This is a genomic window from Bradyrhizobium sp. Mp19 (assembly GCF_029952935.1).
Taxonomy (GTDB): domain Bacteria; phylum Pseudomonadota; class Alphaproteobacteria; order Rhizobiales; family Xanthobacteraceae; genus Bradyrhizobium; species Bradyrhizobium elkanii.
In genome coordinates this window covers 1-14,278 of the sequence record NZ_JASAUT010000102.1, presented here as the reverse complement: position 1 = coordinate 14,278, position 14,278 = coordinate 1, and the positions used below count along the sequence as shown (strand labels likewise).

Genomic DNA, 14,278 nt, shown 5'->3' with positions numbered 1-14,278 from the left:
ATTTGCATCCTTCCTCGACGGCAGACTTCCCTTGTTGCCCACTGTCCATGTCCCGCGCGTGCTGCCACCACTACCCCGGTGGGATCCTGGGGTGCTTTTCTCACTCGCTTCCCCCAGGACGCCGGCCTTCCCCGTTACTGTGGCGGGTCGGCTCCCACGATGACGCTTTCGGAGCCTGCTCGGTGTTCACTCGCAAGTTGCGGCCCGCGCGGACCGATGACCCCCAAAAGGGGCCGTTTCTCAGAGTGCTTCAGGCCATTCGTCGCCTCCTGACCCGCCCCGAGTACTTCCGGCTGGAGCGAGAGTTGGCCGGCCTGGATTTCCACCAGGGAGAACAGTGCGCCTTGTCAAGGCACACACAGCAATACGGTCGAGCGTTCCATGCGCCCGATTGCCATGGGAAGACGCAACTCATTGTTCAGCGGCAGCGAAGGTGGCGCCGAGAGCTGGGCGATCCTGGCGTCGATCGTGAACACAGCAAAGCTCCACGATCTTGATCCGCAGGCCTACCTGACCGACGTGCTGGAGCGCATCGCCTCCGGGCGAACCAAGAACCATCAGCTGCACGAGCTGCTCGCCTGGAACTGGAAGGCGGCCCGCCAGCGCACTGCGCAGGCCGCCGCGTGAGCCCACGTCGCCATAAAGCTTCGTCGTCGATGGCCGCCGCCGCGATGCCGCTTGCGGACCTCGAGCGATGGCTCCAGGCTCGCGTCGATCAGCATCCTGCCGCCACCAATCTCCCCATGCTCGACGGTTACGTCGCCGCGATTGTGGCCGGACCAGTGTCGATGAGCCCGCTCGACTGGATCTGCCCGCTGCTCGCCATCGATGCCGATGCTTTCAACCACGGCGGCACCCCGGAGTTCGCCGCAATTTCCGCCGTCGCGATGCGCCACAACGACATCAGCAACACCCTTTCGACCGCGCCCGACCGGTTCGCGCCGCTACACAGGCGCAAACCCAATGGCGACGTCGATCCGCGTCCCTGGTGCCAAGGTTTCTATGCCGCGATGCGGCTCAAGCTGTCGGCGTGGGCGCCATTGCTGGACACCAGCAAGATCGATCACGGCCTGCTTCTGCCTATCCTGCTACACTGTTGCGACGATCAGGGCCGGCCGATGCTCGGACCGCCACGAGGCGGCCGAGAGACTGGGGACTTTCTCCGTACTGCGCACCTCGACATCCCAGCAGTCGTCGAGGCGATGCGCCAATACTGGATGCCGATCCGCTATCCACGCGCCAACTGATCACCGCAGACGTGGGAGCTCATACCGGTTACCAATCTTTGGCGAGACGTCGGCAGCGGTTAAGCCATGCCAACGTTCGTTCGACGACCCAGCGTCGGGCAACAACAACGAAGCCTTTTGCCTCATCCGGGCGTTTGACGATTTCAATCGTGGGCCCGTCGAGTCTCCGGAGCGCGTTTTCAAGCTTTTCGCCGGCGTAGCCGCCGTCAGCAAACAAGTGCGCGATAGTCGGGTAGCTCGCACACGCCAAAGAGACGGCGGTCGGCGCACCGTCCCGATCCTGAACATTGGCCGGGTGCACGATGGCGCTCAGCAAATTTCCTTGTGTATCGGTGACGATGTGGCGCTTGCGACCTTTGATCTTCTTGCCCGCATCAAAGCCGCGCGGCCCTCCGCTCTCGGTCGTCTTGACCGATTGACTGTCGATGATCGCTGCCGTTGGTTGCGGCTCCCGTCCAGCAAGCCTGCGCGCGATTTCAACCAAGGCGTCATTGATCAAGTCCAACACCCCGCTGTCGCGCAGGCCATAAAAATAGTACTGGACCGTCGTAAAGGGAGGAAAATCCTTCGGCAAAAGCGCCCATTGGCATCCCGTCGTCGCAATGTACTGGATCGCATCCCATACCGATCGCATGCAGGTCTTGCGCGGTCGACCCACCTTGCTCCGCCCTGGCATCAACAGCTCGATCAAGGCCCATTCCGCATCCGTACAATCGCTTGCATAGCGCAGCCCTCGTCTGTCATGCTGACAGCGGGTGATTTCAGTCCAGGTCATCTGCTTCTCCGATGGCTTCGAACACCTTCGAAGAATCACAACCTGCTGAAATCACCCAACTTTAATTTTCGGTCAGCCTCTTAGAGTCTGACTCAAAATTCATGACTTGACGTTGGCCGATCTGGCGATGCGGCGGACCAGTTGTCGAGTTGACGCAATAAGGAGCCATGCTTCAGCCGAGGTGACGGAGGCCTCCCAATCCTTGGCAAGACGTCGGCAGCGGTTAAGCCATGCCAACGTTCGTTCGACGACCCAGCGTCGGGCAACAACAACGAAGCCTTTTGCCTCATCCGGGCGTTTGACAATTTGAATAGTGGGCCCGTCGAGTCTCCGGAGCGCGTTCTCAAGCTTTTCGCCGGCGTAGCCGCCGTCAGCAAACAAGTGCGCAATAGTCGGGTAGCTCGCACACGCCAAAGTGACGACGGTCGGCGCACCGTCCCGATCCTGAACATTGGCCGGGTGCACGATGGCGCTCAGCAAATTTCCTTGTGTGTCGGTGACGATATGACGCTTGCGACCTTTGATCTTCTTGCCCGCATCAAAGCCGCGCGGCCCACCGCTCTCGGTCGTCTTGACCGATTGACTGTCGATGATCGCCGCCGTTGGTTGCGGCTCCCGTCCAGCAAGCCTGCGCGCGATTTCAACCAAGGCGTCATTGATCAAGTCCAACACCCCGCTGTCGCGCAGGCCATAAAAATAGTACTGGACCGTCGTGAAGGGAGGAAAATCCTTCGGCAAAAGCGCCCATTGGCATCCCGTCGTCGCAATGTACTGGATCGCATCCCATACCGATCGCATGCAGGTCTTGCGCTGTCGACCCACCTTGCTCCGCCCTGGCATCAATAGCTCGATCAAAGCCCATTCCGCATCCGTACAATCGCTTGCATAGCGCAGCCCTCGTCTGTCATGCTGACAGCGGGTGATTTCAGTCCAGGTCATCTGCTTCTCCGATGGCTTCGAACACCTCGAAGAATCACAACCTGCTGAAATCACCCAACTTTAATTTTCGGTCAGCCTCTAAGAGGATGTTCATGGCGGCCTGAAAAGCGGAAACGTGGCGCGCCAGCACCCGAGCTGAGATGGCCGAGCTCTGTCCGCTAGCAAGAGGTTCCAATGAACGTATACGCGAAACCCTCGCAGTCCGCGCTTTAAAGCCCCGGTTTGGTCAACCGAATGGCTTTCAGAACTTTCGACGCAAAGATGACAGCGATACATCATGCACTGGATTTTCAGCTAAGCGCGGAGAATGCAGACGTTTACATTTGCGGCCATCTCCGAGAAGTTCATTTGATTGTCGCGGAGAAATTGACCGACCAGGAGCGGGGTAGCGGCGCGATCAAAGCTGATTTCAGTCGCGTTGCAAAAGAAAAATCAGCAATCTTCAAGAGCTCCGAAAAAAATACATTCTGTTCCACAACAAATACGCCCGCGATAGCTAACCTCTGTGCCGATCCTCATGCGAGCATTTCGGATGCCCCGGCCCAGTAGACGTAATTTATCCGAGCAAAGCCGAAGCGAGTTTGGAAGAGACAAAGAAATTGGCCGACGAACGATTCAAGCGGATCGAAAAGCTTTTTGGCGATTGTCTGAAGATGCGGCTCCTGATGCCGATTATGGCCGGAGACCGCAACGATTAAATGCGTTTGAAATGGAATGAGCTGGGCTAGCGGTCAAGAAGGCCTTTTGCGCGTTGGCAATCGGTGACGAAATCGCAATCGCTTCAACATTCGTGGAACATGCTTGTCCCGCAACCGTTGTTCGCGTGCCGGCGCAACTGCCCCGACGGGGCACTTTTCCCCTCGAGCTCGTCAGCTTCTCGAAAGCCAACCGCCCTAGCATTCGAGCCTAGCCTCCTGGTCTCGATGCCGCCTGCGACTGAATCGGCCAGAAGCTAGGCTACTTCGCGGCGGGTATGCAGGAGACTTTGTTCTCAAAACAGATAGGAGACGCTGTGGTAGGCCAATCGGATAAGCGGTGCGGGTTCGCCCGGGTCCCGAACGGGAAACGTCCAAACACAGGAGGATCATGACCGATTTAGGCAGGCCGTGAAGAATTAGCTTGTACAAGCGGACTTTGCCTCAGCACGCTCACAACTGACACCGCACGAGCCAATCCCAACCCGGCATTACTGCTGGAACGAGGCTAGCCACATTTGTTGAACTCCTTAGGACGGAAGCCAGATTTCAATCGAGATTGGACTGGCGCGGACCGAGCGGCTGCTCGTCGGTGTGACCGACCACCTCGATGACATCCACATCGTAATCTCCAGCTCATGAAGTTCTGGCAGGAGCGGACCTCCGATCACCGCGGCAAAAGCTCAGGGGGTAGCCAGGGACGACTTCGGAACGTAGCCGGGATCCAGAACCGGGCTCATCTCCTCGATCTTGGCATCGATCTTACTGAGAACAGCGGCCGGCACGACATCCCGTTCGGGGAGCTGCCACCAATGGTCGTTCACCGACGATACGACCTCCACGACAGCCGAGATGACCGCCGGTTCGGGTAGCCGCGCGCGGTTGGCGAACTTTCGCCAGCGGTCCGGAGTAAGCGCTTTGAAGGATTTCTCTCCTCCCAAAGAGAGTGCCATATCGTCCTTCGGAAAATAAGCGGTGGTCGATAGGACGTCGTACACGGGGGCGATGGCCGGAGTGCACCCCTCACCTGGGTATATTGTCGACCAATTCTTCAAGTGCATGTCGCCGTTGCCCACGAGCGCGGCAAGTGCCAGTCGACGAACGAATTCGAGCGCGGCGTCGGTCGAAACCGCTACGTTCAGCGCGGAGGCTATGTCGTGGTATGATGCGTCATCGTACTTTTTGGATGGCTGGCGGCCAAAGATCTGAGCGAAATCTTCGATGTGAATTCGGGTACCTTTGGGTCCACGGTCGAAACGCTTCACTAGCAAGACCTTGCCGGTCGACAATGTGTTGAATTCTTCGGGAATTCCTTCGAAATCGGATTTTTCGACAAGCTCGCGTTCCGGCACATCCATTCCCAGGATTTCGGACAGCGCCAGAACGGCGAACTCGTTTTCCGACAATCCGACAAGATTGGCCGAGGGGAATTTTGCGATGTACTGACCTTGCTCGTCGCCGCTGGGCAAAGTCAGTCCGACACCCTTTCCCGTATTTTTCATCACGGAGAGCTTCATCTGAACTCCCGCCAAGGAAAACCGCGCTTTGATGTCACGAGGATTATCTTGAATGGCTATCACGGTGCTGCCGTCGCTTGGCACCACGCGCACTGCACCTGGCAGATCTTCGCCAAGCGCCGCCAGGAGGTCGAAATCGTTTCCTTGCCTCACTGCTCCGGCGTGGTGCTTTTCCATCGCCTCGCGAAGCTTGTCCTCGGGCAACAGATTCGCGAAGAACGCGGGCAGCACGTGTGCCGCGGGCTTCGGATCCTTGCGAAGCCCACCATCGGCGGAGCGGAACGAGAGGCTCAATATCGGGGGCCGCGACATGGCGCGATAGGCCGGATCAAGGCTGAAGGCGTTGAAATCGCCTGGCGTACGCACGAGCGTTCCGACCCTGAGGTCTTGAAGGAACACCTCCAGCGACTGAACGGTATTAGGGGCGCGGACCCGGGTGCTCATCATCATCCATATCGGTGGTGAACGCTGGTCGATCCTCGCCTTCGGAGGGCCGAAGGAGTGCGTTGACGCCGGCTACCATGGCCTGTGGGATCAGCATTAGCTCCATGCCGAGAGCGCGCGCGACGTTAATCAGCGTTGTCGCCCGCGCGGCGGCGTTGCCCTGCTCGATATCGCGGTAACGCGGCCGGGAAATGCCCGCGCGTTCGGCCACCTGCTCTTGAGTCAGGCCCGCTTGCTTTCTTGCATCCCGGAGGAGGCGTCCTAGCTGTTGGGTTGCTTCTGAGTTCCGCTCCATGATCCGTTTACGTATCTTTTTCTTCTAAATGATGCGTGAACATATCATTGCTTATCGCTTCTGCCAAGGCCCATAGATCCGTTTAGGTATCATTGGCTAATAAAATGATCCGCGAACGTATCTTACTGGCCAGGGGCGGTTCCCCAATGCCTAAGGCAATCTCGACCAGCGCGGGGCGAACTACCGCGTGCGCATGGACTCCATGGGCTCAACGACAAGGCCGACATCGTCATCATCGGCGTCACGCCCGGCAAGCAGCCGGCTCTGGAAGCCCTACTCAGCTTCCGCATGGCGCTTACCGGCGCGCCTCGCTCGATGAGGCGGCGCAGCGCGCCAAGAATGCGGCCTCGTTCAAGGGGGGCATGCGCCTCGACGCGTGGTTGATGGACCACTTCGGCTTGCATCGGCTTTTCGGACTTACGTCCACGCTTGATCTCTTCGGATCCGCCGCGCACCGCGCGCATTACACGTCCGTCCTGCGCTATCCGGTCCTGAAGAGGTTCGGTAACTATGCCGGAGCCAGCCGCGTGATCGAGGAGACCCTAGCGGATGAACTCGCCGTGCTGCCCAAGGCTTGGCTTGTGCCGTTCGGGCCGAATGCGGTGCGCGCGCTCGAATATCTCGCGGCGGCCGGACGCATCGATGACGCGCGTATTCTAGACGGCATCTTGCATCCCGGCGGCCAGCAATGGAACCGCTACAACGTGCAGCTCGGTCTCGTGTTCGCGATGCCGCGCTTGCGGTCCCAGGCGGGCCTGAAGTTCTGCGGCGAAGCGCTGTGTGCGCTCGAAGGTCGCCGCCCTGTGTGGCGAAGGCGCGCGGCCTTAGACCGTAGCCTAATTTTCTGTCTCCAGCGGGCGGGCCGGCGATCGGTTTACAAGATGTCAATTTTACGTACTACGGCTACTTAAATCGAGCGAAACTTAAACTAGCTCTTGGTTTGAAGGTATGCCATTTTGCGTAGCATGACGACGCAATTGCCAGGAAAACTAAACCAGCTCCGCCGGGATCTTCCGGAGGGGCTGCTCGTTGACGCTGCCTGGCTGAGCAAGCACGGCTACACCACCAGCCTCGTCAGCAAGTATGTCGCGGCCGGCTACCTCGAACGACCGGCCGGCCGCGTGTACCGAAAGCCGCGCGGCGCCCTAAGCTGGGAGCAGGCCGTCATATCCCTTCAGACGCTTCTTTACCGCACGCCGCTGGCCGTCGGCGGCCGAACAGCGCTCGCGCTTCAAGGCTACGAGCATTACCTGCCTCGCGCCACGCAGCAGGTTCATCTCTACGGACCTTCCGCGCCGCCCGGTTGGCTCTCGAAGCTTCCCCTCTCCATCCGTTTCGTCTTCCACAACAGCGCTAAGCTCTTCTCGCCGGAAGCGGGCCTGCCGCCCAAAGGCGATCTCGACCGCGCCAACGCCGCGGCCGAGAAGGAAGCGGCCGAAAAGGGCTTCGTCATCCAGTCATGGGGGCAATGGCGCTGGCCGCTGGTGGTTTCATCGCCGGAGCGGGCGCTGCTCGAAGTACTCGACGAGCTTCCCGATCACGAGAGCTTCGAGACCGTGGACAAACTGGTCGAGAGCCTTTCGACCCTAAGCCCCAGGCGCATGCAGACATTGCTACAAGCCTGCCAAAGCGTGAAAGCCAAGCGGCTGCTCTTCTTCTTTGCCGATCGCCATTCGCATGCCTGGAAAAACAAGATAAATAAGGATCACGTCGATCTCGGAAGCGGCAAGCGCATGCTGGTCAAAGGCGGCGTGCTCGACCGGACCTATCAAATCACCGTGCCGAAAGGGCTCGATGCCGTTTAGCGACCAATACCGCAGACAGGCTACCCTGCTGATCCGCGTCGTCCCCGTGGTCGCGCAGGAAGACTGCTTTGCGCTCAAGGGCGGGACCGCGATCAATCTCTTCGTTCGCGACCTGCCCCGCCTGTCGGTCGATATCGACCTCACCTATCTGCCGGTGCAGCCGCGCGACCAATCGCTCAAGGAGATCGAGACCGCGCTCACGCGCATCGCCGGCCGCATCAAGGCACAAATCGGCGGGTGCCAAGTCACAGAGGGCTTGACCGAAGGGCGCGTCAACAAGCTATTCGTCCAGCTCGGCGCCGCAACCGTCAAAATCGAGGTGACGCCGGTCCTTCGCGGCTGCGTCTATCCCGCGAAAAAGCAATCCGTGACCGATACCGTCGAGGACGAATTCGGCTTCGCCGAGATCCAGGTTGTCTCGCACGCGGACCTCTATGCTGGAAAGCTGGTCGCCGCGCTGGACCGCCAGCATCCGCGCGACTTTTTCGACCTGCGTGATTTGCTCGCCAACGAGGGCATCACCGACGATCTGCGAAAGGCCTTCGTCGTGTACATGCTCAGCCACCATAGGCCGATGGCGGAAGTCCTCGATCCGCCGCGCCGAGCTATGAAGGAGGATTATGAACACGGTTTCGTCGGGATGACAGAAGAGCCCGTCCCGCTTACCGAACTGGAAGCAACGCGTGAGGAGATGATCAAGGCGATCGTGGCCGACATGCCGGACGCGCACCGGAAATTTCTGGTCAGCTTCGAACAAGGCGCGCCGGAGTGGGATCTGCTGGGGCTGCCCGGGGTGCCCGATCTTCCGGCCGTCAAATGGCGCCAGCTCAATCTCGACAAGCTGCCCAAAGAAAAGCGCGCGGTGCTGACGGCCGCACTGAAGAAAGCGCTCGGCGTCTAGGCGGCTCGCAGCCGCCCCTGACGCTTTTTAGCTGACGTCGATCGGCGACGTGCGCCATACGTCTTTGCCAAGCGCGATCAGCATGTCCCGCCGTTGTTCGATATCGTTCGCCGAACAGTTCTCAAAGGCTTGCAACTTTTCGTTGATGCGCGTGATCGACGAATTCCTCCCGACCGGGCTCAAGGCCACGATGCTGCGCGTGAGATAATTACCCGACTTCGCGTATTCGGGCTTCTTCTTCTCGAAGAATCCGTTGCTCGCCACGATGTTGATCGGCTTTTCCAAGAGCGTCACGTTCCCAAGCTTTACTTTGTGTAGCGCTTGCCGGGATTGGCGGCGGTGAAGGACTGGCGGAGATCGGCCTCCGGCGTGTCGGGCAGAATGTGCTCGATCTCGAGCGCGGTGAATTCGCCAAGGCCGCCGGGCCCCCTCATGCCCTTGAAGGCAATTTCAACATGCTGCGCCAGCTTGGCCAGCAAATAGCGCGTGCGGTACTGCTGCATCGAACCAAGTGTGTATCGTTTGAGCGTATCGCCCAGCTCGGCATCCTTGCCGACCATGTTCTTTTGTAGCCGTTCTGCCACGAACCCGTTGAGCTTGGCTTTTTGCGCCTTCGCATCGGCGATTTCCGCGATCTCGCGCAGTTCGTCCGCCCATATCGAGAAATTGCGCTCCAGATCCTTTGTCGGAGTCTTGGTGAAGATGTAATAGAATAGGAAACTTTCAAGCTGCCGCACGAAGTGATCGAACAGCGCTTTGGGAAAGTTCGCGGCTGCCAGCAGCACATAGTGCAAGCTGAATGCCGCGCCGCAAAGCTGCTGAAGCGTGTCCATGGCGGTGCTGGACGCGCCGTCATTACCACGGCCTTCGGTGACGCCAATGTAGCGCTCGACGCTGCGAATGATCTTACGGACGAAGCCGAACGAATCGCTGCGGTAGCCGCACAGCTCGGCATTGTCTTTGTCGATCAGCCAGTCGTAAATCTCGTCTTCGCGCACCACACCGTCCCGGCGCTCGTTCTTCACCTTGTAATTCGCCATGATGAAATAGCGCAGGAAGCGCAGCGGCTTTTCCTTGTTGCGCTCCAATGGCCCCGTGATCTTCTTCCACTCGTCCTTAAGGTGTGTGAAACCACACTGGTCTCTCTCGGGAGCCGCGCCGTCGGTGCGACGGCATCCGAAAACAACATGACGTAGCGAGAGGCGGGTGGAAACAAGATCGACGCCCCTCGCAATCGGATGGCCGCTCACAGTTCAAGCCCGCGGTCCCCAAGCACCTGGCGCATCAGCGCGCCCTTAATTTCGCGGGCGATCTCCTCGCGGATCTGGGCTCCGAACTGCACCTCGGCCTCGCTGTCTCCGGTTAGGTGATGATCTGCGAGCCGTTGCTCAAGGCGGCTCGGAAACTCCTCGTCCATCGCCTCCCTGAGCCGGACCTGCATCTGTGCATGGGCTTCGGGGGCGATCCGGCTCACCACCGTCTCCCAAGGTTGCCAGTGAGTTGCCAGATAGTCGGCGAACCCCGCCTCCTCTTGATTGCGCACCTGCGTCTCGGCTGCGGTGAGATCGTGCTCAGTGACGTAGGAGACTTCATAGAACCGCATGTCCGGCGCGATGAGCTGCAGGTCCAGCCGATCACGTAGCTTGACCTGATAGGCGAGATAGACCTCGATCTCGTCGACGAACCGGAGCGAGTTGACCTTCTGACGGGCGATCGGATCGAGCGCGTTCAGGCGGAACAGGACCCGCGCCTGCTGGATGAGTTCACCGAGCCGATCGTCATAGGCCCCATCCTCGACATCAGCCTTCAGACGTGCGGTCTGCATGCCGTTCCAGGTCAGGGTGATGCGATCCTGGCAGGTCTCGCTCGCCCCGAAAGCCAGCTGAAAAAACTGCTGGCGCAATGGCGGCCTGGTCGCTGCCTGCCGCAGGTCCTCGGCCACCGCCTGTCTGAACTCGGGATTATCATAATTCACAGTCTTCTGCAGCTTGTCGAGGAAGAGCGCGTATGCTGGGGCACCCGCCTCGTCGGCGAAGTTCTGCCAGGCGGCGATCGCCTCCGGCTCGCCCTTCAACCAGTCCGCTACCGCCTCGGCTAGTGGCCGTTCCTGATCCACCGCCGTTCCCCCGCCCATCGAGAAGAAGACCCGCGGGCCAGCATAGTTCGGGGCATTCAGAGCTCCCGCCAAATTCGTCCGCACCTGCTCGGGCAGCGGATTGTCATCCACATAAACCATGCACCCAGAACCTAGCTGGGTTAGCAGGGTCTCCGGCAAGCCGATCAACCGGTTGTCGCGTGCCTCGAGCACCTGGAGCTCGGCCGGGAGGGTCTCGGCCAGGCTCGTCAGCCTGTTGCCGCTGACGTGGAGTCTCTGGAGCTCGGGCGGGAGTGTCTCGGGCAGACTATTCAGGTGGTTATCGCGGGCGAAGAGCAACTGGAGCTCGGCGGGGAGAGCATCGGGCAGGCTGGTCAGCCTGTTGCCATCGGCTTCGAGCTCTTGGAGGTCGGGCGGGAGGGTATCAGGCAGGCTGGTCAGCCGGTTGCCGCCGACGGCAAGCAACTGAAGTCCGCTCGGGAGGGCGTCGGGCAGGCTGGTCAGCAGGTTGCCGCGGACATCGAGGTCCTGGAGCCCGACCGGCAGGGTGTCGGGCAGGCTGGTCAGCCGGTTGCTGCTGACGGCGAGTGTCGAAAGCCCCTCCGGGAGGGTGTCGGGCAGCCCGGTCAGTTGGTTGCTGCCGATGACGAGTGACTGGAGTCCCGTCGGGAGGGCGTCGGGCAGGCGAGTCAATCGGTTGTTGCTGGCGCCGAGCGTCCGAAGTCCAGACGGGAGAGTGTCAGGCAAGTGCACAAGCTCGTTGTCGCTCACGTTGAGCGATTGGAGCCCGGGCGGAAGGGTGTCGGGCAATGTCGTCAGGCCTAAGTATTGCAGCTCCAGCCCTGCATAGACGTCGCCAGTTTCGCCCCAGGCTATTATTCGTCTTACCGCCTCTTGCCGATCCTCGCCTTCCGCCTGCCGCTCATCGCAGGCCCATTTGTCCAAGATCTGGTCGAGCCGCGATTCCCTGAGGACGGAGCCTTCGAAGTCCGCCGCACCGCCTGCAGGGCCAGAGGCCCGTGTGTCATGCAATGCTTCGGTCCACTGCGCTGCGGCCGGGGTGAGCCGGCCGCCTCCTGTTGAGGTATTGCCATCACCTCGCAGGGGCCGTCGGCCGAGAATTGCTGCCCCGAGATTTTGCTGCCAAGGATTTGCTGGGGTCGTTGCCCACTCCGGCGCCACGTCACTGGCCTCCGCCCACGAATGCTCCTCCTGACCGACACTATGCGTCGGCCAATCGGCAGCCGCATCCATGCCGTGCCAATAATCCGGCAGACTGAAACTGCCGGCTGGCAACTGGCCACCGCGATCCGCGGCCGTAAAAAGCACATGTTGATTGATCCCTTGTCCAGAGAAGGCTGGCGGATCCGATGGCAACCGCGAGGTGCCCTGTCCGACGCGACCCTCATGCGGCATTCCCAAAGGATCCGCATCTCTGTTCGACACAACGTCCGCGTCGCCGAGCCTATTTGAACTGGAGGGCGGGCGCTCGTGCGGATGCAACTCGTTCAGGTGCTGCGGAAACCCCGCTTCGTCCGCCTGCTGCTCTTCCAGCCCATGATAGTACGCCCGATCGACATCTGGGGCCTCGAATGGGTTGAGCTTGTTGAACGGATCCATCCCATCTCCTTTGACAGATACGATTAGCTAATGCCGGAGCTGGATAAACACGTTCTCGCTACAAGGCTTGGCTTTCGAGAAGCTGACGAGGAATCAGAATGAGCGTAACTGTCCTGCGGGACGCTTAGCGCTTGATTGCCCGCGCTGGAGTTCAACATGCCGATGCCGGACCATGTCGGAACTTCGAGAAGCAGATTTCTGAGGCTCTCTCAAGAACGTCCGCGCTTGCCTTTTGAAGCCCGTCGGCGCGGCTACAAGGCATTGATCACGCGCTGAGCGTTTTCTTCCTGTCGCAAATACGGGTAGGCGATAACTTCAACAGCTTGGCACGGCTTTTCTTGTTAATCGACCATCCAGAAAAATTGCATTCGGTAGCACTGGACGGCTTTAGCGAAAGCGGCATTCCAAATCGTTTCCGAAACTACGAATATTTTCCTGCTCAATCTAAGCGCGCACTGTAACGAAGTCACCAGTTATAATGCTCATTGCGGTCTCCCGGTGGCCGCCAACTCGGGGCACGCGGATAACAGGCCTTCCGGGAGATTTTTGTTGGGCCGGGACAGGCTTGGTCCTGCGAAGGAACGACTGTAAGGCACCGGAATCGGTACAGTCCCATGTATGAAAAACACCACTTTCTATGGATTTTATAACATAGCTTTGTGTTGAAAAATACCTACGTTCTGGGTATATTTATACATGATGCTTCGAAGCCGCCGAACTCTCGCTTCCTATCTAACGGATCTGCTCGCCGGTGGACGGATCTCGTTTACGCGGGACGAAGCGATCGCCGAACTGGAGGTAACTTCGCGGGGCTTCCTGGCCGCCGCCAAACGCCTGCAGAAGAAAGGGCAGCTTCTTAATCCGCGGCACGGCTTTTACGTCGTCGTCCCTCCACAGTACCTGGTGCGCGGTGCTCCACCGCCGCAGTGGTATATCGACGATCTCATGGAACACGAGGGGCACCCATATTATGTCGGATTGCTCAAGGCGGCTGAGATACACGGCGCGTCCCACCAGGCGGTCATGCAATTCCAAATCGTAACCGACAAACGGATGCCCAAAATCCGCGCCGGCCGCTCGATCCTTTCCTTCTTCTATCGAAAGGAAATAGGCGCTCTTTCGGGAGCGATCGTTGACCACAAGACCGATACTGGCCGCTTCAAGCTATCGTCGCCCGAACTCACTGGGCTCGACCTTTTGCGCTATATGCATGTGACCGGAACGATAGACAGCATTGCCACTGTCCTTTCTGATCTCGGGGCTAAAATGAAGGCGCACGAACTCCAGAAATTGGCACCCGCCTTTGAGCGGTCCGTTATCCAGCGCCTCGGATACCTGCTCGACTACGTCAAACACAGCCAGGCAGCCGAGTCACTTCACGCCTACCTGCAAAACGAAAAACTGCTGCCCTGGGTCGAACTCGATCCTTCCAAGCGTAGTAGCAAGACCCGCAAGCCGCCGGAACGTGACACACGCTGGAACGTGCTGGTCCATCGCCGTCCGGAGCTCGATCAATGATTCCAGCCATGAACATCGTTGCATGGAGTCAAAAAGCTCCATGGCCCGAAGATCGACAGGTCGAGCAAGACCTCATCATATCCAGGGCACTCGTTGAAATCTTCAAGGATGATTATCTGAAGAAAGAGCTGCGGTTCCGCGGAGGCACCGCTCTAAACAAGCTGCACTTCCCAAGCGCCTATCGGTACTCGGAAGACATAGATCTCACGCGCACGACGGAAGGCCCCGTGGGCCCAATTCTGGACCATCTCCGGGCTGTCCTGGAGCCATGGATGGGGCGGGCGCATTACGACCTCGGAGAGATAGGGCCTCGGCTTACTTTCACTATCAAGCCCGAAGATGAAAACGCCTCTCAGAGTCTGACTCAAAATTCATGACTTGACGTTGGCCGATCTGGCGATGCGGCGGACCAGTTGTCGAGTTGACG

The 14,278-nt window shown here is 59.4% G+C and carries 13 protein-coding genes and 2 pseudogenes; 8 read left to right on the top strand and 7 right to left on the bottom strand.

Going from position 1 to position 14,278, the window contains the following annotated elements; genetic code table 11:
* Positions 1 to 363 precede the first annotated feature (363 nt).
* Positions 364 to 627: pseudogene (locus QJT82_RS43470) on the top strand (transposase domain-containing protein); the annotation flags it as partial.
* A 29-nt stretch (positions 628 to 656) separates the two neighbouring features.
* On the top strand, positions 657 to 1,247 hold the full coding sequence (locus tag QJT82_RS43465) for a UPF0149 family protein (protein ID WP_035633732.1): 591 nt from the start codon (positions 657 to 659) through the stop codon (positions 1,245 to 1,247).
* 31 nt (positions 1,248 to 1,278) lie between these two features.
* On the opposite strand, the pseudogene QJT82_RS43460 reads toward QJT82_RS43465, so the two are convergent.
* A pseudogene (locus QJT82_RS43460) lies at positions 1,279 to 2,022 on the bottom strand (IS5 family transposase); the annotation flags it as partial.
* A gap of 99 nt (positions 2,023 to 2,121) precedes the next feature.
* Positions 2,122 to 2,961: an IS5 family transposase gene (locus QJT82_RS43455; RefSeq protein WP_281446706.1), complete on the bottom strand. Its 840-nt coding sequence runs from the start codon at positions 2,959 to 2,961 to the stop codon at positions 2,122 to 2,124.
* Positions 2,962 to 3,222: 261 nt separating this feature from the next.
* Here QJT82_RS43455 and QJT82_RS43450 point away from each other — a divergent pair, with 261 nt between their 5' ends.
* Positions 3,223 to 3,510 (top strand): hypothetical protein, encoded by a 288-nt coding sequence (locus QJT82_RS43450; protein ID WP_125459405.1) that lies wholly within the window; start codon positions 3,223 to 3,225, stop codon positions 3,508 to 3,510.
* Between the two features lie 829 nt (positions 3,511 to 4,339).
* Here QJT82_RS43450 and QJT82_RS43445 read toward each other — a convergent pair.
* Positions 4,340 to 5,617 (bottom strand): HipA domain-containing protein, encoded by a 1,278-nt coding sequence (locus QJT82_RS43445; RefSeq protein ID WP_051003393.1) that lies wholly within the window; start codon positions 5,615 to 5,617, stop codon positions 4,340 to 4,342.
* Positions 5,592 to 5,912, bottom strand: a complete 321-nt coding sequence (locus QJT82_RS43440) for a helix-turn-helix transcriptional regulator (protein ID WP_016840789.1) — start codon at positions 5,910 to 5,912, stop codon at positions 5,592 to 5,594. The genes QJT82_RS43445 and QJT82_RS43440 overlap by 26 nt, the downstream gene beginning before the upstream one ends.
* A 362-nt stretch (positions 5,913 to 6,274) precedes the next feature.
* Here QJT82_RS43440 and QJT82_RS43435 point away from each other — a divergent pair, with 362 nt between their 5' ends.
* From QJT82_RS43435 to QJT82_RS43425, 3 genes are read left to right on the top strand one after another with little or no spacing between them, the layout of a single operon-like run.
* The gene (locus QJT82_RS43435; RefSeq protein WP_016840790.1) at positions 6,275 to 6,823 is read left to right on the top strand and encodes a hypothetical protein; all 549 of its coding nucleotides are present in this window, start codon (positions 6,275 to 6,277) and stop codon (positions 6,821 to 6,823) included.
* Positions 6,824 to 6,877: 54 nt separating this feature from the next.
* Positions 6,878 to 7,717 (top strand): type IV toxin-antitoxin system AbiEi family antitoxin domain-containing protein, encoded by an 840-nt coding sequence (locus QJT82_RS43430; protein WP_028344358.1) that lies wholly within the window; start codon positions 6,878 to 6,880, stop codon positions 7,715 to 7,717.
* Positions 7,707 to 8,618, top strand: coding sequence for a nucleotidyl transferase AbiEii/AbiGii toxin family protein (locus QJT82_RS43425; RefSeq protein WP_028344357.1), 912 nt, complete (start codon positions 7,707 to 7,709; stop codon positions 8,616 to 8,618). The genes QJT82_RS43430 and QJT82_RS43425 overlap by 11 nt, the downstream gene beginning before the upstream one ends.
* 27 nt (positions 8,619 to 8,645) lie before the next feature.
* Here the strand turns inward: QJT82_RS43425 and QJT82_RS43420 are convergent, their stop codons facing one another.
* From QJT82_RS43420 to QJT82_RS43410, 3 genes are read right to left on the bottom strand one after another with little or no spacing between them, the layout of a single operon-like run.
* Positions 8,646 to 8,903: a DUF1524 domain-containing protein gene (locus QJT82_RS43420; protein ID WP_051448148.1), complete on the bottom strand. Its 258-nt coding sequence runs from the start codon at positions 8,901 to 8,903 to the stop codon at positions 8,646 to 8,648.
* 20 nt (positions 8,904 to 8,923) lie between these two features.
* Positions 8,924 to 9,868, bottom strand: a complete 945-nt coding sequence (locus tag QJT82_RS43415; protein ID WP_202948954.1) for a hypothetical protein — start codon at positions 9,866 to 9,868, stop codon at positions 8,924 to 8,926.
* Complete coding sequence (locus QJT82_RS43410; protein WP_028344356.1) at positions 9,865 to 12,333, bottom strand: NEL-type E3 ubiquitin ligase domain-containing protein; 2,469 nt, start codon at positions 12,331 to 12,333, stop codon at positions 9,865 to 9,867. Before QJT82_RS43410 ends, QJT82_RS43415 begins: the two co-directional genes overlap by 4 nt.
* Before the next feature lie 696 nt (positions 12,334 to 13,029).
* On the opposite strand from QJT82_RS43410, the gene QJT82_RS43405 reads away from it, so the two are divergent.
* Positions 13,030 to 13,851, top strand: coding sequence for a type IV toxin-antitoxin system AbiEi family antitoxin (locus tag QJT82_RS43405; protein ID WP_028344355.1), 822 nt, complete (start codon positions 13,030 to 13,032; stop codon positions 13,849 to 13,851).
* 8 nt (positions 13,852 to 13,859) lie between these two features.
* Positions 13,860 to 14,228: a nucleotidyl transferase AbiEii/AbiGii toxin family protein gene (locus tag QJT82_RS43400; RefSeq protein WP_244436094.1), complete on the top strand. Its 369-nt coding sequence runs from the start codon at positions 13,860 to 13,862 to the stop codon at positions 14,226 to 14,228.
* The last annotated feature ends 50 nt before the right edge of the window (positions 14,229 to 14,278 follow it).

Coding starts and splice junctions, on each gene's coding strand:
- QJT82_RS43400 (WP_244436094.1), top strand. CDS start 13,860: ATGAACATCGTTGCATGGAGTCAAAAAGCTCCATGGCCCGAAGATCGA.
- QJT82_RS43450 (WP_125459405.1), top strand. CDS start 3,223: ATGACAGCGATACATCATGCACTGGATTTTCAGCTAAGCGCGGAGAAT.
- QJT82_RS43430 (WP_028344358.1), top strand. CDS start 6,878: ATGACGACGCAATTGCCAGGAAAACTAAACCAGCTCCGCCGGGATCTT.
- QJT82_RS43435 (WP_016840790.1), top strand. CDS start 6,275: ATGCGCCTCGACGCGTGGTTGATGGACCACTTCGGCTTGCATCGGCTT.
- QJT82_RS43425 (WP_028344357.1), top strand. CDS start 7,707: ATGCCGTTTAGCGACCAATACCGCAGACAGGCTACCCTGCTGATCCGC.
- QJT82_RS43465 (WP_035633732.1), top strand. CDS start 657: ATGGCCGCCGCCGCGATGCCGCTTGCGGACCTCGAGCGATGGCTCCAG.
- QJT82_RS43445 (WP_051003393.1), bottom strand. CDS start 5,617: ATGAGCACCCGGGTCCGCGCCCCTAATACCGTTCAGTCGCTGGAGGTG.
- QJT82_RS43410 (WP_028344356.1), bottom strand. CDS start 12,333: ATGGATCCGTTCAACAAGCTCAACCCATTCGAGGCCCCAGATGTCGAT.
- QJT82_RS43455 (WP_281446706.1), bottom strand. CDS start 2,961: ATGACCTGGACTGAAATCACCCGCTGTCAGCATGACAGACGAGGGCTG.
- QJT82_RS43440 (WP_016840789.1), bottom strand. CDS start 5,912: ATGGAGCGGAACTCAGAAGCAACCCAACAGCTAGGACGCCTCCTCCGG.
- QJT82_RS43405 (WP_028344355.1), top strand. CDS start 13,030: ATGATGCTTCGAAGCCGCCGAACTCTCGCTTCCTATCTAACGGATCTG.